Source organism: Paenibacillus sp. IHBB 10380, from assembly GCF_000949425.1.
GTDB lineage: Bacteria > Bacillota > Bacilli > Paenibacillales > Paenibacillaceae > Paenibacillus_AQ.
In genome coordinates this window covers 1795749-1815898 of the sequence record NZ_CP010976.1, presented here as the reverse complement: position 1 = coordinate 1815898, position 20150 = coordinate 1795749, and the positions used below count along the sequence as shown (strand labels likewise).

General features: G+C 38.9%; 14 protein-coding genes and 1 pseudogene. 6 read left to right on the top strand and 9 right to left on the bottom strand.

Annotation, left to right across the window (positions count from 1 at the left end; translation table 11 throughout):
* Positions 1-57: 57 nt before the first annotated feature.
* Together UB51_RS07760 and UB51_RS07755 are read right to left on the bottom strand one after the other, a co-directional pair.
* A complete protein-coding gene (locus UB51_RS07760) occupies positions 58-1365 on the bottom strand; it encodes a hemolysin family protein (RefSeq protein WP_044876821.1) in 1308 nt (435 codons plus the stop codon).
* Positions 1366-1553: 188 nt separating this feature from the next.
* A complete protein-coding gene (locus UB51_RS07755) occupies positions 1554-2645 on the bottom strand; it encodes a DUF3900 domain-containing protein (protein WP_044876820.1) in 1092 nt (363 codons plus the stop codon).
* A gap of 220 nt (positions 2646-2865) precedes the next feature.
* Here UB51_RS07755 and UB51_RS29400 point away from each other — a divergent pair.
* A pseudogene (locus tag UB51_RS29400) lies at positions 2866-3447 on the top strand (NAD-dependent epimerase/dehydratase family protein); the annotation flags it as partial.
* Between the two features lie 222 nt (positions 3448-3669).
* On the opposite strand, the gene UB51_RS07745 reads toward UB51_RS29400, so the two are convergent.
* Positions 3670-4605: a tyrosine-type recombinase/integrase gene (locus tag UB51_RS07745; RefSeq protein WP_044876819.1), complete on the bottom strand. Its 936-nt coding sequence runs from the start codon at positions 4603-4605 to the stop codon at positions 3670-3672.
* 464 nt (positions 4606-5069) lie between these two features.
* On the opposite strand from UB51_RS07745, the gene aiiA reads away from it, so the two are divergent.
* Both aiiA and UB51_RS07735 read left to right on the top strand, forming a co-directional pair.
* Positions 5070-5825 carry a quorum-quenching N-acyl homoserine lactonase AiiA gene (aiiA, locus tag UB51_RS07740; protein ID WP_044876818.1) on the top strand — a complete coding sequence of 252 codons (756 nt, stop codon included), beginning with the start codon at positions 5070-5072 and terminating at the stop codon, positions 5823-5825.
* Positions 5826-6329: 504 nt separating this feature from the next.
* Positions 6330-7550 (top strand): MFS transporter, encoded by a 1221-nt coding sequence (locus UB51_RS07735; protein WP_044876817.1) that lies wholly within the window; start codon positions 6330-6332, stop codon positions 7548-7550.
* Positions 7551-7736: 186 nt separating this feature from the next.
* On the opposite strand, the gene UB51_RS07730 is transcribed toward UB51_RS07735, so the two are convergent.
* Positions 7737-8183, bottom strand: a complete 447-nt coding sequence (locus tag UB51_RS07730) for a hypothetical protein (RefSeq protein ID WP_044876816.1) — start codon at positions 8181-8183, stop codon at positions 7737-7739.
* Positions 8184-8286: 103 nt separating this feature from the next.
* Between UB51_RS07730 and UB51_RS07725 the strand changes: the two genes are divergently transcribed.
* Positions 8287-9630 carry an amino acid permease gene (locus UB51_RS07725; RefSeq protein WP_044876815.1) on the top strand — a complete coding sequence of 448 codons (1344 nt, stop codon included), beginning with the start codon at positions 8287-8289 and terminating at the stop codon, positions 9628-9630.
* A 3-nt stretch (positions 9631-9633) separates the two neighbouring features.
* Here UB51_RS07725 and UB51_RS07720 read toward each other — a convergent pair whose 3' ends face one another.
* Positions 9634-10263, bottom strand: a complete 630-nt coding sequence (locus UB51_RS07720) for a LysE family transporter (RefSeq protein ID WP_044876814.1) — start codon at positions 10261-10263, stop codon at positions 9634-9636.
* Between the two features lie 192 nt (positions 10264-10455).
* Positions 10456-10971 carry a DUF3231 family protein gene (locus UB51_RS07715; RefSeq protein WP_044876813.1) on the bottom strand — a complete coding sequence of 172 codons (516 nt, stop codon included), beginning with the start codon at positions 10969-10971 and terminating at the stop codon, positions 10456-10458.
* Positions 10972-11208: 237 nt separating this feature from the next.
* Between UB51_RS07715 and UB51_RS07710 the strand changes: the two genes are divergently transcribed.
* On the top strand, positions 11209-11985 hold the full coding sequence (locus tag UB51_RS07710) for a 3'-5' exonuclease (protein ID WP_044876812.1): 777 nt from the start codon (positions 11209-11211) through the stop codon (positions 11983-11985).
* A gap of 769 nt (positions 11986-12754) precedes the next feature.
* Here the strand turns inward: UB51_RS07710 and UB51_RS07705 are convergent.
* Together UB51_RS07705 and UB51_RS28785 are read right to left on the bottom strand one after the other, a co-directional pair.
* Positions 12755-13144: a GNAT family N-acetyltransferase gene (locus tag UB51_RS07705; protein WP_044876811.1), complete on the bottom strand. Its 390-nt coding sequence runs from the start codon at positions 13142-13144 to the stop codon at positions 12755-12757.
* A gap of 238 nt (positions 13145-13382) precedes the next feature.
* Positions 13383-13727 (bottom strand): hypothetical protein, encoded by a 345-nt coding sequence (locus UB51_RS28785; RefSeq protein WP_052675801.1) that lies wholly within the window; start codon positions 13725-13727, stop codon positions 13383-13385.
* A gap of 495 nt (positions 13728-14222) precedes the next feature.
* Here UB51_RS28785 and UB51_RS29395 point away from each other — a divergent pair, with 495 nt between their 5' ends.
* Positions 14223-18782, top strand: coding sequence for a S8 family serine peptidase (locus UB51_RS29395; protein ID WP_052675800.1), 4560 nt, complete (start codon positions 14223-14225; stop codon positions 18780-18782).
* A gap of 278 nt (positions 18783-19060) precedes the next feature.
* Here UB51_RS29395 and map read toward each other — a convergent pair whose 3' ends face one another.
* Positions 19061-19804 carry a type I methionyl aminopeptidase gene (map, locus tag UB51_RS07690; RefSeq protein ID WP_044876810.1) on the bottom strand — a complete coding sequence of 248 codons (744 nt, stop codon included), beginning with the start codon at positions 19802-19804 and terminating at the stop codon, positions 19061-19063.
* Positions 19805-20150 lie beyond the last annotated feature (346 nt).

Below are 20150 nucleotides of genomic sequence, written 5' to 3'. Positions count from 1 at the left end.
AAACAAAAACAGTCGAATCTCGACTGTTTTTGTTTTTTAAGGCTATTAACTTTTCACTTAATTAACAATGATTTCAACTTTACAATACCGATTCTTATCTTTCTCAAGAAGAGTAAAAGTTATATTATCGTATTGCCATTGTTCACCTTGCTCTAATTCGGAATGATGGCCATATAACCAACCACCGATTGAATCCCATTCCTCTGTCTCGAAATCAAAGGGAAGCATATTGTTGATATGCATCAATGATGCTTTGCCATCAGCAACAATATGGTTACTTGCGATACGAACAATTTCTTGTTCCTCGTCACTATCGAATTCATCTCGGATCTCGCCCACAATCTGCTCCAAGATATCTTCGATGGTCACCATACCCGAGGTACCCCCATATTCATCTACTAGAATTGCTATATGTGTACTTTCCTTCTGCATCTTCTTCAATAAAGCATCAACCGGTGTCGTCTCAGGTACTGACATCACAGGTTGAATCAAAGATTCAACTTCTACATCTGGATTATCATTATAAGCTAAAAAGAATTGCTTCGTATTAATTGTCCCTATAATGTTATCTTTGTCTTCAAGCGCAATAGGGAATCTTGTATATTGTTCTGTCTTTATAATCTCCATGTTCTCTTGCTGCGATTTATCACTGTATAGGCACACCATATCAGTACGAGGGACAAGGATATCCTTGGCCAGCAAATTATCAAAAGCAAAAATGCGGTTTACATAACCATATTCATTTTTGTTGATTTTGCCACTTTCATAACTCTCATTTATGATAAAGTGAATTTCTTCTTCCGTATGAGCCTCTTCATGTTCTGAGGCAGGTTTGATACCGAATAACTTAACTAACTGATTTGCTGAACCATTAAGTGTCCATATAAAAGGTCTCATTACCTTGTCAAACCATATAATCGGGTGCGCAGTCATGAGCGCAATGGCCTCTGTTTTACGAATAGCTACTGTTTTAGGTGCCAATTCACCTACTACAACATGTAAGTAAGTAATAGCTACAAATGCAATGATGAATGAAAGAAAACTATTGATAGATTCTGATATTTGCATTTTCACAAATAACGGATGGAGAATATGTTCTACCGTTGGCTCCCCAAGCCACCCTAATCCTAGCGAAGTTATCGTTATCCCAAGCTGACATGCGGATAAGTAACCATCAAGATTGGTTATAACCTTCTTCACTGCAAGCGAGTTCTTCCGACCTTCACTGATCATCTGATCTACTCGGCTAGAACGAAGCCTCACCATTGCAAATTCTACCGCTACGAAAAAAGCTGTTAAAGCTATCAAAATAGCGATTAAAAATAAACTCATTCCTGTACCTAAGCCTGTCCTGTCACTATCCACTACTACATCTTCTCCTTTTAATAATGATGATATAAATAATTACATATAGTTGATTATACATTGAAATAATAACAAAACAAAGTCATTGTTCAATGCTATCACCAAATACCTCTTAAACAGAGCAAATAAGAGGTATTAATGAGCTGATATTAAATTATTATTCCTTGGTTACAGAATACCATTTGAGTCTATTGATCATCTTCTTCATGTAATTCTTCATTCTGAGATTGAAGCAATCTTTCAGCTACTGACCGGAAGCTCTCAGGTTGAAGTAATTCTACAGGTGAATAGCTTTTATCGAAGGTGAAGGCATCGCCTTCAATCACAACCGCATACCCATCACGTAATTTCGTGAGATGAATTTTATTGCCATAATCCGCTAGAAATCCTTTGATATAAGTATCTCCCAGCTTAAATTTGATTTCAATTTCGGGTTTAATGTCAACAATTCGGCTAGCAGCCTCTACGACTTGATCTGGCTCCCATTTTTCCTGCAACGTCCGTTTGTCACTTGCTGCCCACAGTTCTAGCTCTCGCTCTTCTTGATGGCGCTCTTCATGACTAGCATCAGGCCATTTGTTCTCTACATACGTCTGTACAAATTCCATCACATGCTCATTCACAATTTCAGGAATGGATTGCTCGTAGGTGATAAATTTCAAAAATTCTTCAAAGTATCTAGCATGAGATGACTGATGGATCTTCAATTCCCATTCCTCAAACAATCCTTCTTCAGGCATATATGGATATTGAATAGATTTCATATTACGTGCACTAATAGCCATCTCAATTTCTCTAACTAGATTTTTCTCAGATATCCTAGCGATTTTATTCTCGAAATCACATTTTAGTACGAAAATAAAAGGATCTTCCGGATGAGTTGTCAGCGCCGCTTGAACGATAATTAAAGCGCCACCTCGTACGGAGCTGGTATCCAAATAAATTCTCACTAGATCATCACAGGCATTCTTGTAATCATCTTTGTCATCTACTGTGCGCAGACGAACCAACATATTAAAGTTCGGATTACTGGTGAGTTCATGACCAGGTTCAACGATGAAACGGCCAATTTTGGTAGGAGATTGTTCCGTATTCGGGTTCTTCTCTACCTTACGCTTACTAATCCTAGTAAACTCACCATCCAAAAACTTCTTAATATCGCTGTCTAGATATTCATATCCATCCATGGTCTGATAATGCTTATAAGATTTATCAGTCTGCCCTTCCTTACTTTCTACCTTTATTACAAAAAAAGATAAATATTGCACATCAAATTTCATCCCAAAAACTCCTTTTACTCGCGTTCGATCATACTTTAGTATTACAGCATATTTCATCCACTGATAAACCGCAAACTTTTTTTACAATATGTTTGCCACGATTCCAATGATTAATATAGTAGATAGTATGTTTCATTAAACTGTGTTGGATTACCTAAAGGTGCCTATAGTACTTCAAAGTGCTTACTTCCCAACTACTCACATAAGGAGTTGAAGCACTATGAATAATGACAACACAGCAACTAGGAAAGTTGCATTGGTCGTTGGCGCCAATGGCGTTATTGGTCGCAACCTCATCGAACACCTTGCAACTCTTAACGATTTGGGACGTAATCGGCATATCGCGTCGTAGCGGAGAGTCCAAAGACCGTATCCGATATGTCGTGGTCGATCTACTCGATAAAGAAGATAGTATCAAAAAATTAAGTAATCTAACTGAAGTTACACATATCTTCTATGCCGCCTACCAGGACCGACCCACTTGGGCAGAACTTGTTCCACCCAATCTAGCCATGCTAGTGAACGTAGTCGAAGCGATCCACCTGGTCTGAAACATATCAGTCTGATGCAAGGTTACAAGGTGTACGGCGCACATCTAGGTCCATTCAAGACTCCGGCCCGTGAGACAGATGCTCACCATATGCCACCCGAATTTAATGTCGATCAGCAAAATTTTCTAGAAAAACGGCAAAAAGGAAAAACCTGGACGTGGTCTGCGCTCCGTCCCTCTGTCGTATGCGGCTTCTCTCTTGGTAATCCAATGAATCTTGCCATGGTTATTGCAATCTACGCTTCCATTTCCCACCGATGACCTCTAGTGTCACCTCAACGGCGGTATTGTAAATTTTATCCGTGTCCTTCATAACTATGAACGCCTCCCTTTTCTGAATAATTCGACGTTGAAAAACCGTATTTCACAGAAATCCCTTAGCACGGAATTCCGCCTTTCTATTGAGCGAAAAGAATTAGCGCACGATTTTAAGATTACATAATATTAGTTATGTTAACCATGACTCTAACCAAACTATTTATTAGAATGATTAGACTGTAATATAGGAAGCTCTACGCTCAATCTAGCCATGGCCTCTTCCTTCTCACGACTCGTAATATGTGTATACACAGTCGTTGTTTGAATTGAGGAATGCCCAAGTAACTCCTGCACCGTGCGCAGGTCAGCACCTTTACGTAGTAACATAGTGGCAAAAGAATGTCGTAGCTTATGGCTCGAATAAGGGATTCTTTGAAATTGAGGCGTTCCACTTTGAAAATGGTCAAAAGAGTCAGCAGCAATCTGCTGAATATTACGTATGGAAAGTCTCCGCCCTTTTTGGGATACGAACATTCCATCTTCCTTCGCTCGCCATGGTTCTAACCTCTCCGCTAAAGCTTGTTGCAATATATTGTTCACAAATTCAGGAACTGGAAGTGTTCGCCACTTACGCCCTTTACCAAATACGGCAAGCGTGCTTCTCTCTGGATTGAAATCATTGACATTCAAGGCATTCACTTCACCTACACGAAGCCCCATATAACCCATAAGGAGAAAAATAGCTGTATTCCTCAGCTTGTACTTTCCTTCAATAGAATGTATAAAGTTAGCTAAGTCACTTTCATCGAGAAACACAGGGGCACGGTTCTTATCAGTCTTCGACTTCTTAATTCCTTCCGCAGGATTCCCTGTATGGAGCTCTAGTTCAATCAGCGCTTTGAAGAAACAGCTAACTGAAGCATGTTTACGGTTACGTGTAGTGTCGCTTACCCCACGCTCACGTACAGAGGAAAGAAAAGATACCACATGCAGCTTTTTAACAGCTTCCAGCTTCTTGCCATTCAGGCTTTCCAGAAACTGCCTCACGTCAGCCAGATAGGACTTCTGCGTATAGGAGGTGTAGCCGGCATCCTTCATCCAGATCAGAAAAGCATCCAGTTCTTCGTCGTAGTCTTCATTCAGATCGTTCACGCCATCGCCCCTCCCCTAGTTTATGACAACCTATGTACCGAGTATGGACCTCCTAATTAGGAAAGATCATCGGTTTATCGTATGGATATGATTCCGATCATTCTATTTTTTCAATGAATCTATTATCTGATACTCTAGAACAAATGACAAGGAAAGTAGATAAACGCCAACCAACCGCACGAAGTTCCTTGAAAGACAAGGTCTATTGTGGTTGTTTGCTTACTTCTTAATTCACATATGCAACTGTTAGATTTTCTACACTCATTCAAGAGAATTCAGCGGTTTTATAATGTGACAAATTTTAGAATTAACCGATGTAATATGCAGAAAATTGATTCCAGCCAATGACATCCAATAAACGATCATTTACAATAAAAGTATGTTATTATGTAATTAATTAACATACTAAATATAGGTAAATGAAGTACCCTAATCATCATTCCAAGAAAGGCAGTGAATATCCAATGATAAAAAAATTGCACTGGTTACCGTCAGGATATCTATTTTTAGATCACTCTGCGCTAAATGTGAATCTTTCACCCGGTAGGATGGTCAAACTCCCGATCTGGTCCTTTCTGCTTGAGACTAAGGATGGACCCATTATAGTCGATACTGGAATGCCAGATTCGTTTATTGGGAATCCGGATTATTTTAATGGAACTCCCTTAGAAGGCCAATTCCTTCCCGAAATGGAGCAAAAAGATCATATAAGAAACCTCATCAAAAAGGCCGGTTACGAGATTAGTGATATTCAAGCCGTGATTAATTCTCATCTACATATGGATCACGCAGGAGGCAACCCTTATTTTCCGAATACACCTATTTATGTGCAAAAAGCAGAGCTGGAAGCAGCTATTAATAATCCAAACTATGCTCCACCTGAGTGTATTCAACCGGATTTGCAATATCATCCAATTGAAGGAGATTATGAAGTTGCGCCAGGTATCCAGTTATTATTTACTCCAGGCCATTCGCCAGGACACCAGTCTGTACTTGTCACTACAGAGAAGTCCGGTCCGGTATTACTTACGATTGATCTCGCCTATACCCAAGAAAATTATGAACATCTAGTCCCCTTCGCTTCGTCTGATTTTGAATTGGCAATACAGTCGATCCGTAATATGAAACAAAAAGCACAAGAGATACGACCTTCACTTATTTTCTTTGGACATGATCTGGAACAAGCAAAACAACAGCGGACTTTTCCCGAATTTCTTTGATCATCCCTATAAATTGAGATCGGAACAACATAAAGTTTACATAATATATATTATGTAAACTTTATGTTGTTCGTTTTACTTATATGCTCAAAATTATTACGAATGACTTATGAGAATATACGACTTCCTTTTATTCCTAAAATTCAGAACTTCTCATCTTCGCTACCCCTTCTTCTCGTTCCCCCTAATCTGAAATTCTCTATTAAGTCTTTTCGATATTTTGAATCTCTAACCCACTTTCTTATCTCCAATTTTAATCAAAGAAAATAGCCATCAATTTATACATCTAGTATTTGTATTTATATACTTATTTTTGCACCGAATAAGCTTATCTCTTGTCCGACGATGAGCATTCTGATTGCTCACAATCGAAACAGCGTATAATTTATGTTATACGCTGTTTTTTAACTTATGAAATTCGTATATCACTAAATATAATGAGTGACAAAAACAACGATTTTAAGGATAATAGGTAAATGTAACATCATTCAGGAGGTATTCGTTTTGGCCAGATCAGACACACAGACAGCACCTATTGCTTCACCTTCAACAACCGTATATCCGATTCTGTTTGCTATCAGTATTGTTCATTTATTGAATGACTCTATGCAATCAACCGTCTCTGCCCTATTTCCCATCATTAAAGATTCCATGAACTTAACGTTCAGTCAAATCGGTTTAATTGCATTCGCTATGAATATTACAGCGTCTATGTTGCAACCTGTTGTAGGGATATATTCAGACATTCGACCGCGACCTTACATATTACCTTTTGGCGTATGCTTTACCTTACTCGGAATCATAGCTTTATCCGTAGCTCCTAATTTCCTCATTGTTGTGCTTGCAGTCATTGCGATGGGTATTGGCTCAGCTATTTTTCACCCAGAATCATCTCGTGTTGCCTATTTAGCTAGTGGAGGCAGAAGAGGTCTATCACAGTCGATTTTCCAAGTTGGGGGAAATATTGGATCTTCGTTAGGCCCCATCATGACGGCACTCATTTTTGTCCATTTAGGACAGTTCGGCGTGATTTGGTTTACGATAGCTGCCGTTGCTGCCATTGCGATCCAATATTACGTTGCGAAATGGTATAGTATTCAACCTGTGATCACACGCTCCATCAAAAAGACTAAAACGACAGAAACCTCTAAGACGGGATTAAGTCGCTCACAAGTCATATGGGCTATCGTCATCCTTGTATTTCTTGTTTTCTCCAAGCATGTGTACATATCGAGTATTTCTTCCTATTACACATTCTTCTTAATTGATAAATTCGGGATGACGGTACAGCACGCACAGTGGTTTTTATTCGCCTTTCTAGCAGCATCAGCAGCAGGTACCTTTATAGGAGGCCCATTATCTGATCGATTCGGGCGACGTAATATTATTTGGTTGTCTATCTTAGGAACTGCCCCCTTCTCTCTTTTACTGCCACATGTTTCCTTAGTCTACGTTACCTTGCTTAGTATTTGTGCAGGCTTTGTATTATCGTCAGCTTTTTCGATTATTGTAGTCTATGCTCAGGAACTATTACCTAATAAAATCGGTTTAATTTCGGGACTATTTTTCGGATTAGCCTTCGGTCTTGGTGGACTAGGTTCCGCCGTCATGGGTAAGGTAGCAGATCAGACAAGTATCGATTTTATTATGAATCTCTCAGCCTACCTACCGTTACTCGGTATTTTAGCGATATTTCTACCTAAAGATAAAGAGGTAAGTGGATAATTTTGATAACAACACTAAAGGGTATCTTCCATTAATGGAGGATACCCTTTAGTGTTAGACGTTGCTCTGAGTTATCTCAAAAAAAGATTCTAGCGAACATGAGTTTACATAATTATTTTTATGTAAACTAAATTACAATTAACATTCATTAGATGCGTTTGAGAAGCGTTAAAAATAACAACAGCATCAAATTCTATTCCTTTGGCTAGATAGCAGTATACCTGCCTGAAAGGAATCCGTTTCTTTCCCAATCAGCCTCACCTTAATCATGTCCTTCAATGCTTCGTAAGCTTCTTTGCTCTCATTCGCTGTTTTGCATATAACCGCAATCGTCCTATACCCTTCCACCTGAAAGTCTTGAACGCTTTCTGCAACTTTGCATACAAGTTCCGTTGTATCGGCTAATTGCTTTAAGGTTGCTTTTTTGCCTTCTCGGTTGAACGGTTCAATCGTCTCCCCTCCTTCGATTAATGCATGCGTAAACTCGACTATTTGCCGTGCCGAGCGATAGCTTCGCGTTAATATGAAAGTCTCAGTGACCTTATCCCCATATAACGAATTCAATGTGCCTATGCTAGCGCTTGCCTTATCATGAATGAATATACTCTGGTTCCAATCCCCGAGCACCGTCATTTTGTTGATCCTGTATATTTCTCACCATTAAGAGCAAATTAAAATAAGCTGTAACTTGCATGATGGAAGGTGTGTTTTTCTAACCTAAAGGAGAACTATGTAAATGCCCAGGAATAACAATCCACATAACAATCAAACATCTAGTGATCATGAAAACAAACTTCGTTGGTGGCAATTATCTCTTCTCGGTGTTGCTTGTACCATTGGAACAGGTTATTTCTTAGGGGCAGGGTTAGCAATCACAATTGGTGGGCCTTCCGTATTGATTTCTTTCGTTATAGCTGCAATTGGCACTTATCTCGTCTTCGACGTTCTTGCACAAATGACTGCTGAACATCCAGTTAAGGGATCTTTTCGTTCATATGCTAAACAAGCTTATGGCCGTTGGGCTGGCTTTAGTAGCGGATGGGTTTATTGGTCCTCCGAATTATTGATAACGGGCAGTCAATTAACTGCCTTATCCTTGTTTTCTCGCTTTTGGTTCCCAAACATTCCGATGTGGGTTTTGGCCTCTGTATTTGCCATTTTAGGGTTAGCGATCATATTCGCAGGTACGAAAGGTTTCGAACGTATGGAGAATGTATTTGCCATCATCAAAGTGTCCGCTATCATCATGTTTATCGTGCTCGGCGTGCTCGCTTTATGTGGTGTTCTGGGACAAGGTAAGTCTAACCCTTCATTTCCGTTCGACACATTTTTTGAAAAAGGGTTCATCGGATTATGGTCATCCCTGCTCTTTGCTTTTTATGCTTTTGGAGGAATTGAGATTATGGGTATCATGGCTATCCGCCTTCAAGAGCCCAAAGACGCTCCAAAATCAGGAAGAGTTATGTTAAGTTTAATCGCCATTATTTATGTAGTTTCACTTACACTCACGATTATTATGATTTCATGGAAAACCCTAAACACGAAAGAAAGCCCATTTCTGCAAGCTCTCCATCAATATGAACTACCTTTTGTGCCACATCTTTTTATTGGAATTCTGATCATTGCTGGGTTCTCTACCATGGTCGCTTCTCTATTTGCCGTAACCAGCATGCTCGTTACATTAGCGGAAGATGATGACGCTCCCTCACTCTTTGCTAAGAAAACGAAGAATCGTCCTCTCTTTGCTATTGGATTAACAACCGCTGCGCTAATCCTATCGATTGTATGTGCTATGCTGTTGCCTGGAAAAGTGTATGTGTATATCACGACTGCTGCTGGTTTAATGTTGCTTTACAACTGGTTTTTCATTCTCATCACATCAGGTAGCATATTACAATTGACGAAGTGGGGCAAAATGAAACGGTTTCTCGGTATGCTCATACTCCTTACCGCTATTAGTGGTTCATTGTTTCACCATACTAGTCGTCCTGGTTTCTTTGTAAGTCTCGGCTTTCTTCTCCTAATTACGATTGTTACGCTACTAATAAGGAGAAAATGGAAGAAAAACATAAAGGAATAACCTTCAATGGAAAAATAGAATTTTAACGGCTTTATATCCAAAATAAACCCCAAAACCGAGTAATGACAAACCTGATATGGCTGAAATAACTTTAAGGGTATTTTCTGTAAACCACTTTCGAGCAGAACTGGCCACGCTCGCCATGATAAGATCCCAAATAAAAATACCAAAAATAATGGCAAAACTATATAATAATAAATGTTTAGCATCATATTTTGATGCTGTCTCTACTAGTACCGATCCATAAATTCCAAGCCAGAATAGGATAGTTAACGGATTAGTTAATGACATCAAGAAACCATAGGAAAATGATTTAAAGCGGGTGTCCCTATTGTTTTGCCTATTGTCCACAACTTGTCCAATTCCCATCAAACTTTCAATCCCGGTATAAATAAGTACAAAACTGCCGAAAAGCCACAGAAAAGTTTGTATGAACGGTACGGATATGAAATGAACAAGCCCCATATACACCATTATCATATAGAGGATATCGGCAACCATTGCCCCTAATCCCACTAACCATGCATGTCCGAATCCCTTTTTAATACCTGCATCTAATTGTGCCGCATTAATGGGCCCGATGGGTGCTGATAAAGATATTCCCAAAAATATATAACCGAATAGTATGCCCAAGTTCTAGCACCATCTTTCTAAATTAAATAATAATACGGACGCTCGTATCATTCTATTCAATCAAAGCCGTACCCTAGAACCAACTCATAAAAACAGTAGCAGTTCGGTTATTTAATAAACAAGAAATAATAAAAAGCAGAATCTCCATAAATCGAAGTTTCTGCTTTTTATTTAAATCAATAAATATACTTTTTATACTTCTTTATCAGCACGCTTTACTTGAAGTGGAGGAGGTATAAGCCACCCTTTTTCCTTGGTCATTTTAAGAACCTTTAACCCTAGAGCAGCTTTTGTAACATGATATTTCGCAAACAAAGCACCCAGATCTTCTCTTATTGAATTACCCATAATCGCACTACATGAGACTAATCCTAATGAGGTATCTGCAGCAACCATTGCAGCAATTTCTTGATCAGTAAATCTTACACCTACAGGAATATCCTCTAATTTAACTTCTGGTCTTTCAGGGAGTTTAGGTGACGTTACGATTCCATTATGAGTAAGAACTTTATCACATTCACTGACTTCCAGCTCAGCTTGATCAATTACGTCACCTAATAATTTTCTAAGATCCTTATCTCCAGCATGATACTGATAAGCCCGGTATGCTGAGATGCAGCCTTTTGCTTTCATTGAAAATAACCAAACTTCATAGATCTCCCCATAATGTAAAGGTTCATCTTTTGGATTACCATCTAATATTCCCACTAATATCTCTCCTTTGTTTATATACTTCAATGTTTATTATGACCTTAATTGTAAAAATCATTCACAAAATTTAGATTCTAGGATTCAACCAAAGGATATTCCCAGCAGTTATCTTTTTATTCTTCATAAAATCAACATCGTATAAGTAATGTAGCTATTATTAACGAAGTGTAAAACTCTACTAAACTTGCTTTTTCTGTTAGAATAGAACATGTTACAGAACGGAGGGCCATGACTATGGACTATATTATTCTAGATATTGAATTCAACGGCCGCAAATTTGCCAGTGATTTACCTATGGAAGTTATCGAGATCGGAGCTGTGAAGTTAGATTCTTCTTTGCGTCAAATTGATAGCTTCTCATCCCTGATTAAACCTGTATATTTCTCTAAGCTAAATAGCTTTATTAAGAAAAAAACTGGAATCCCTCAAGAAGGGATTGATCAAGCCGAAGGTTTTCGCAAAGTCATTACAGATTTCCAAAGTTGGCTCAATCAAAGTGAAGAATTCCTACTTGTTACTTGGGGCGGAGAAGATTTAAAACGTATCGTGTACGATACCCGGATGCACAAGCTTGATGATTCATTGTGGATGGCAGCGAACTATTTTGATTTATTAAAGGGCTTTGTACGCTATAAAAATGTAACCAATGATGTAAGTGTGGAAGCTGCCTTAATAGATCTCAATATAACGGCGACAGGGACAGCACATAGAGCATTAGATGACGCTCAGATGACCTCAGAAGTATTTAGAACGATCTTCGAGGCGTTAGATTTCGAACGTATTCAACAATATATAGATGTGTACTCCAATGCCAAGGAACGGCGAATGGTGAAGAATGCAATCCGAAACATGATAGCTCAAAAAATAACGCCTAATTGGGAGTTTCTTCTTGAGCACTATCTTACAGACAAAATATCTTTTACAGATCCTCGAAAACTAGCAGAATTACAAAATTATTTTGCAGCAGAAGTAGCCAAAGAACCTCGCATGAAAGCCGCGACCGTGAGATAAACTGCCTAAAAAGAATGGATAGAGATGTCAGATATTATCTGATTCTCCATCCATTCTTTTTTTTACGTTTAGTTACCCTTCTTCAGAAGAAATCTTAATTCAAATCCAATACAATAGGTGTTACGAACTTTTGTTGATCTTCACGTACATTGAGACCGAACCATTCTGCTTGATTTTCTTCATTGCTCGCTTCAAATAGACTGAAACTCATATGTATCTCTCCCTCTCTCCCTCATATTCATATAAAAAAACACTGCCCCGAGAGGCAGTGTCAAGTGCTGATGTACGGCTCGGCGGTCATGCCCCCTAGGCGCCAAAAATCAGAACTTTATTTCAGGCCGTAGTTAAAGATTCGTCCATCTGATCCGAGGGCAATCTTGACTTTTGCATATCAAGTTTTTCAGCAACTCCTAGCCCTGTCGCCTTGTCTTATCTCGTACAAGCAACGGGAGGCAGATTGTGATACTAGACAAAAAAAAGATCGCACACGGCCGCTATCTAAAACAGCACTATATACGTTGTCACATTCCCTTCAGCATAAACTGAATCAGAAGCGACCCAACTGCAGCCGCTTCTTGCTGAGTTATCGTCTGCTGCGACCCATAATCGACTGCCCCATCTTCGTGTGAAACTTATTCTCCCTGAAGTAGGTTTTGCTACCACGATACAATCATCTTTAACAGTCGTCATGGGTTACTTCATTTTGAGCTGCCGCCCTATTATTATTGTTTATCTGTTGTACCCATAAGATTCATAAAAACTGATCTTGTTAACTTCTCATTCCAACTGCAAATACATTAAAGTTCAAACCTTCATAGTACGGCACTAATTCTTCTTCACAAAATAGCTGCAGATGCAAGTTACGCTTTTGGCTAAGCTCCACTAGTAAACGGGTAATTTCAGATCCTATTCCTTTACTTCTAAAATCGGAGTGAACCCCCAATCCGCACAAATAAGCATTCATGATCCCATCAGACACTATTCTCCCAGTACCCACTAAGCGATGTTCGTGATACGCATAGATAACACACCAACTTTGTCTCATAGCGGTGATTAACTGATCTTTGTTTAGTTGTAAATACTTATTCCAATCAAGATTCTCATATAATTCATATATACAATCTTCTGATGATAAATCTGTAACATAATGTATATCCATAAGATAAACTCCTTAATTATTTTAGTATTTTTAACTATAGGTTGTGTTTCGCAACGCGCTCGTTGAGGCAAAACTTACGAGAAACACAGTTATTGCTCCTTCATCAGTAATTGAACTATTATACTGCAGGAGTAAGCTTATTTGGAGTCGGAGGATCTACATCTGTTAAATCGAGAGGGGTATGGGTCAATTGAGTAAGTTTAAAAGGATCATGATCATCATAGCAGTTATTGGCGTGCTAGGGACAGTGATTCCTAATCTCATAGAAATAAGCTATTCTGTGACTGAGAAAATAATCGAAATGAACATGGAATTTCAAACCATCTTTACCCACTTCAGCAGATGCACCGACTACTCCGAGAGAAGCAGACCCACCAACATTAAGGTCTTTATCCGTAAAGGGTAATGGAATATCGATCCCCCCCTCATATTTGTTAAGTGAAGCTTTCGCGCCAACTTTCAGATTCCAGTCCTTAACAGATGCCACTGAACTGATATAGCATGTAATTCGATTCGGATGATGTCCGAATTTCCTAGATATTTCTTCAAGTTGTTCTGGTGTTAGCACAATACGTTGAGACATAAATCTCCAACACTCCTTACGATTTCATTATAGATTTAAAATTAATGGCAACCTACATATGGAAATTGTATCTAGATCAAATCTTTATTACCCACAATTATAAAAACCATACTGCTTTATTTCATAATTTTTCCTCACTTCTATTTATACTAAAACTATTAATAATTCGTTCAAACTATGTAGTTATACCTATGGATATTTCGATTAAGAGCTAATCAAGCACTTCCATTAAACGATGAAACGATATTTAACGCGAGATTCCCCTTGCATGTACTCCCCCTCCCCGCAATCCGACATAAGTTTTCGACTTAATTCACTAAACAACAAATTGAAATAGCTAGTCTCTATGTCTCATATCAAAATAATGTTAAAAATGTAAAATAGAAGGTGTATTTGACTAGTGTTCAATTTTTACATAACTATCAAAGGAGGATTGAGAGATTAGAGATTTAGGATTGCTAGTTTCATCTAATATTAGGTCTAGGAGGCGGTATTTTGGAGAAACGTATACGTATAATTCGTAGTTATTTTATTGTTTTGCTAAGCTTTATTCTTGCGATAGGGATTGCCGTACCACAGTCCTATGCTGCTATTGAGGAATCAACAAATCCACCCCTTGAGATTCAATCGAAACTTAAACCTCTTAGCGATTCTGATTTACTCCAACAACATCCAATTCCCAAGCTCCAACTTCCTGAAATTCATGGAAAACAATCAATGGATACTAAGCGTATGAAGTCTTCTGTGCAAGCTGAGAACTTCGTCGAACCTAGTGACAGTAATGAACCTATTACAGTTATCGTAGAGTTGGCCTCCGATCCTCTCAAAGTATTTGAGGCTACTGCTCCATTTAGTATGAAATCAAGTATTAACAGTTATAGTAATACGCTTCGTCAGGAACATTCAACATTCAAATCTGCTGCAATCCTTAACTCTGGGGCAACGATTAATCGTGAGTACTCAGAAGTATTTAATGGTTACTCCGTTACACTACCTGCTGATGAGGTAGATCAACTTCTGTTGTTACCTGGGGTTAAAGCAATATATCCTAATATCGAATATAAAGCTTTAGAAATAGATGCCATGTCTGAAGGCTTCATACCTTATATGGATGTGAGTGCACCTTTCATTGGAGCTGACAAGCTCTGGGAATCTGGGTACACCGGTGCTGGCATTAAAGTGGGGGTCATTGATACCGGTATTGATTATAATCACCCTAGTCTCAAAGGAGCTTATAAAGGCGGCTACGATTTCGTAGATAACGACTCTGATCCTATGGAAACATTACCCGATCCTACAAAGCCTATAAAGGATGGTAAACCGTATGACACCTCTCATGGGACGCATGTTTCAGGAACCGTGGTTGGGCAAGGTGATCCAAAACATCCACACGATGGAAAAGGTTGGGTTAGAGGGGTCGCTCCTGGTGCTGACTTATATGTCTACCGTGTTCTTGGTCCATATGGGCGCGGGAATTCTGAGAATGTTATCGCAGCAATTGAGCTTGGTGTAACGGATGGACTTGATGTAATCAATCTATCTCTCGGTTCAGGTCTGAACAATGAGTATAGCCCTGACTCCATTGCTGCAGATAATGCCACACTTGCTGGAGTCACCGTTGTATTAGCTAATGGAAATGAAGGTCCAAATGATCAAACCGTTGGAAGTCCTGCTGCATCGCAGTTATCCATCTCTGTAGGAGCCTCTACTCCTCCAGCTCATACCCCCCTCTTCTCATCTTCTGAGATAGGTGATATTTTTGCTCAACTAGCGACGTTCTCACCTGAGCTGGGTGAATCGAATCAAGAGCTTGATCTTGTTTATGCTAACTTTGGACAAGTGAGCGATTATAGCAATCTAGATGTAAGCGGTAAAATCGTTGTTGTCTCTCGAGGTGTTCTGAGTTTCGGAGAAAAATCCATCAATGCAACAGCTGCTGGAGCAAAAGCACTTATTATTCACAACAATACGACTGGAGAATTTGGTGCGACTTTAGGTGAGCCAGGAAATTATGTACCTACCTATACTATTACTCAGGAAGATGGCCTCACATTAAAAAATAAAATAGAACAAGGTCATTCTACAATCACCTTCTCCCTTATTGAGGAGCAGGATCTGTTAGCTGACTTTAGCTCAAGAGGACCTGCACTTCCGAACTACTCTATTAAACCTGATTTCTCAGCTCCTGGTGTGGGAATTCGTTCTTCTATTCCTGCATATAATGGAGATTATAGTAATGCATACGAGAATTTAAATGGTACGAGTATGGCAGCTCCACATATTGCAGGGGCAGTTGCTTTAATTCTTGAACAAACCAAACAATCTAATCTTGACTTAGATCCATATCAACTTAAATCGATCTTAAGTAATAACTCGGTTCCTCTCAGTGACCGACAAGGCAGACCTTATTCTGTTAACCAACAAGGAGCCGGTCGCGTTGACTTAGTCAAAAGTATTGAAGCTGACTCGATTATCAAAGTTAAGGAGCCTATCCCGACTCAGATAAATAACCAAACAACTTCTGACTACTACACTAGCAGCTTGTCTTATGGACAACAAAGAGCTAACACGAAAGTATCTAAACAAATCACTATCGATAATATCAGTAATTCTAACCAAATCTATCACGCTTCTGTAGATTGGTATAGTAACAGTGGTCTTACGATCCAGCCTAATATAGATACGGTTTATGTTTATGAAGGAACACCAAACACTGTATTTCCAGTCAATTTAACAATTCCTGAAGGAACCCCTGATGGGATGTATGATGGTCAAATTGTACTCACTGAAGCAACAACCTCACACGAACTTAGAGTTCCTTTCAGTGTTTTTGTAGGTGAGAGCTTCAACTTGACTCCAATCACTGATCTTGATTTCTCATCGACTGTATTCTCTCCGAATGGTGATGAAGTATCTGATACCATGGATGTATCTTTCGCAGTAAATCAAGACCTAGAAAGCTTTCTCTTCTTCATTTTTGATGGTATAACTGGAGCCCCTATTGGATACACTTATGATTCAATAACTGTAAAACCCCTCCACGACAAGAACTATTATAACTATACGTGGGATGGGACTGTGATTACAGAGGACAGTGAGATCACGTTAACAGATGGTATTTACGTGATGGCTCCTGTCATTCTTGATACGAATGAAGTTCTAGAGAAATCTGCCAAATCATTCTTGGTGGATCTTCAAGCACCTGAAATTTCTCTAGATAGTGAGAGCTTGATTCTTCACCAAGATCAACCTGGGGTAGGTACTATAACAGGCGACATCACGAGTGATTTACATCTGGATTATTTGGATGATGGTACGAACCTAAATGAACTCATAGGTATCAGTGGTCTCGTACAATCGGATCAGGGACTTCAGCAATTTGATGGAACCCTTGATAAGACAGGTCATTTTACTCTAAACGTTCCTATTCATAAAGGTGAGAATACTTACTATATATTTGCTTACGATTCTGTAGGCAACGGTAAACAGATACCTGCTAAAATCATTCACTACAATTATAACCCTGATAGCAGCCAAGTTAATCTCTCCTCCTCTAAATCTCAGGTATTAGCGGGTGAAGCATTCGATGTAGGAGTTAACTATTCGGTCACTGAAGATGTTTATTCTGCATCCTTCAGCTTAACGTATCCTACGAAACTACGTCTAAATACGATCAACCCAGAACTTATTATTACTGATCTTGCTAACGGCCTGAAACAAGTGGATTATACTCTCACCCTTCCAGAAGGAAGACTGAAAGGTACATTAGCATCATTTAATTTCACAGCTACAGAAGCGGGCTCCTATCCAATTAATATTTCAAAAGTAAAATTATTGAACAAAAAAGGCACTTCGATTCCTGTATATGGGATGTCTCCTATAACGGTTAAGGTTACGACTCCTCTAGATCCAGGACCTGGGCCAAATCCTAGTACAGGTCCATCTTATTCTGGATCTTATAGTAGTAATCCTACATCTACACCTAAAGATAATTCAAAAAAATTCAAGGCTGGATCCATCATTGAATCTAAACTCAACGATAAACTTACTGGAATATTGACTATTACTCCTTCATTATTAACAGAACAAATCACAAATACTAATACGAAGGCAGTGACGCTAGATTTATCGGATATATCCATTGATACCTTTGATCCCTTGAATATTTCGATATCTAGTGCATTAGCAGAGAAACTGCAACAATCTAAGAAAGATTTAGTCCTTGTTGGATTAAACTTTGAAATACGTATCCCTTCACAATCCATTGTTGACTTTGTAACAAAAGATGGATTCCTTATTCCATTGACGGAGTCTAAAAGCATCGGAGCGATTCAAGCTCCAGAAGGAGCATCAGCGAAATTTGCAGCACCAACCCTTACCGTTCATGGACAGACGAAGGAATTCAAGACACCTATTCAAATCAAGCTAAATCTGAGCACTTCAGGTGTTACAGATATACTAAAAGTGGGAATATACAGTCAATCCAAGGATAGTCAGTGGTCTTACTTCGGAATTCCGAGTCCCAACAGTAAGAATAACACGGTTCAATTCTCTACATCTGCACCAGGATCGTTTACCGCTATTGAAACGTTAAAGAGCTTCACAGATACTTCTAATCACTGGGCTAAACATGAGGTTGAAGTATTGGCAGCTCACTTCTTAGTAACGGGTAAGACGTCTGGCACAACATTTAGACCTAAAGACAATGTAAATCAAGCGGAATTCAATACTCTTCTTGACCGTCTACTCTCTTCAAACATGACATGGGATCAGCGTATGGCTGAGTCAGGAGCAAGAGATGAACTTACTCGTGAGCAAGTAGCCGTCCTGTTAAACAAAGCACTTGGTCAGACCGTATCGGAAGTAACTAAACAGCTTGATTTCAATGATCAGGCAACGATTTCCCCTGATGCTCGTGTCGCTGTAGCCTTCGTTGTAAGTAAAGGTTACTTGAAAGGAAATCCTAATCATTCTTTTAACCCTAAGGGAACTTTAACACGGGCAGAAGCAGCAATAATTCTGTATCGTGTATTATTAGATCAAGATACCTATTAAACGAAAGTAAAGTAATGAACAACAGAGGCAATCACTTCCGAAAATTTTCGGAAGTGATTGCCTTTTTCTCATGTAGGTGTTAGAAGCTTCCATTGTTCAATTTTGATACGATAATATGTTGCAAATGTTGGTAATGTCTAGATACATATTTATTTTTCTATTGTGAATTTTTCATATGATGATATATTGTCTACAGCGGTTGTATTCGAAATAACCAAAAACAGCCTACAACCTATAACAAAGGTTTAGACTGCTGTACTGGTTATTTAACGTTTTATTTAGGCAACCGTCACGATGATGGGCTGGTTTTTTGTAATAATTATGGTGTGCTCATGCTGTGCTACATAACTATTGTCAGGAACACTTAACGTCCATCCATCATTCTGCTCAACAGCATACTCAGCACCGGTTGATAGGAATGGCTCAATCGTAATGACTAAACCTTCTTTCAATATGCGTTTATCATGTTTGTTATAAAAGGGAAGAATTTCTGGTGATTCGTGTATAGATCTTCCTACACCATGACTACACAAATTTTTAACAACCCTATAGCCTCCTTTTTCAGCTTCAAGTTGAATGATCCTACCAATTTCGTTCAACTTTACTCCGTGTTTAAGTGAGGATATGACTTTCATCATCGTATCATGAGTGTATTGGCAGAGACGAGTTAAAGACATGTTGTATGGAGGTATTTGAAAAGAGTGCCCCGTATCCGCAATATAGCCATCCTTTTCAGCACAAACATCGATGTTTATTAAGTCACCCTCTTGAATTTTTCTGTCACTCGGTATACCGTGAGCTACTTCTTGGTTAATACTAATGCAAGTGTTGCCTGGAAAGTTTAATGCTTTTTTGGGTGCAGATATAGCACCACGGCTCTTCAAAAATAATCCTCCCAACTCATCCAATTCCTGTGTTGTCATTCCAACACGTACATTACGTTTCATTTCTTTAATCGTTGAAGCCACAATATTGCCGATTTCCTTAAGGCTATCGATATCCTTCTGAGAACCTATGGTCATGAACGAACCTCCCTTATTTATATTTATGATCACCAACTATACCTTAGTTTACCACGACCACACGCATGTTTCCGCCCTAACAATCGAAAATCGGAAAGATTTGATGTCACTCAGCACGCCTCTTCCCCTCGTCTACTGTAGTTCCTTTTCTACTTTAAAGTAATTTACCCTCGCCATAATTAACGTTACTTACGATCTCGAACACTTTTTTACTCTTGGATCAAGATACTCCCCGTATACAACGACTCTCGCTACAATTTACTTTACCTCTTTTGTAACTCAAACTTCTGAAACTCCTGTATATCACACTTTTAGTTTACATAACATTAATTATGTAAACTAAAAT

Coding starts and splice junctions, on each gene's coding strand:
- UB51_RS07710 (WP_044876812.1), top strand. CDS start 11,209: ATGGACTATATTATTCTAGATATTGAATTCAACGGCCGCAAATTTGCC.
- UB51_RS07725 (WP_044876815.1), top strand. CDS start 8,287: ATGCCCAGGAATAACAATCCACATAACAATCAAACATCTAGTGATCAT.
- UB51_RS28785 (WP_052675801.1), bottom strand. CDS start 13,727: ATGTCTCAACGTATTGTGCTAACACCAGAACAACTTGAAGAAATATCT.
- aiiA (WP_044876818.1), top strand. CDS start 5,070: ATGATAAAAAAATTGCACTGGTTACCGTCAGGATATCTATTTTTAGAT.
- UB51_RS07755 (WP_044876820.1), bottom strand. CDS start 2,645: ATGAAATTTGATGTGCAATATTTATCTTTTTTTGTAATAAAGGTAGAA.
- map (WP_044876810.1), bottom strand. CDS start 19,804: ATGACCATAGGTTCTCAGAAGGATATCGATAGCCTTAAGGAAATCGGC.
- UB51_RS07705 (WP_044876811.1), bottom strand. CDS start 13,144: ATGGATATACATTATGTTACAGATTTATCATCAGAAGATTGTATATAT.
- UB51_RS07730 (WP_044876816.1), bottom strand. CDS start 8,183: ATGACGGTGCTCGGGGATTGGAACCAGAGTATATTCATTCATGATAAG.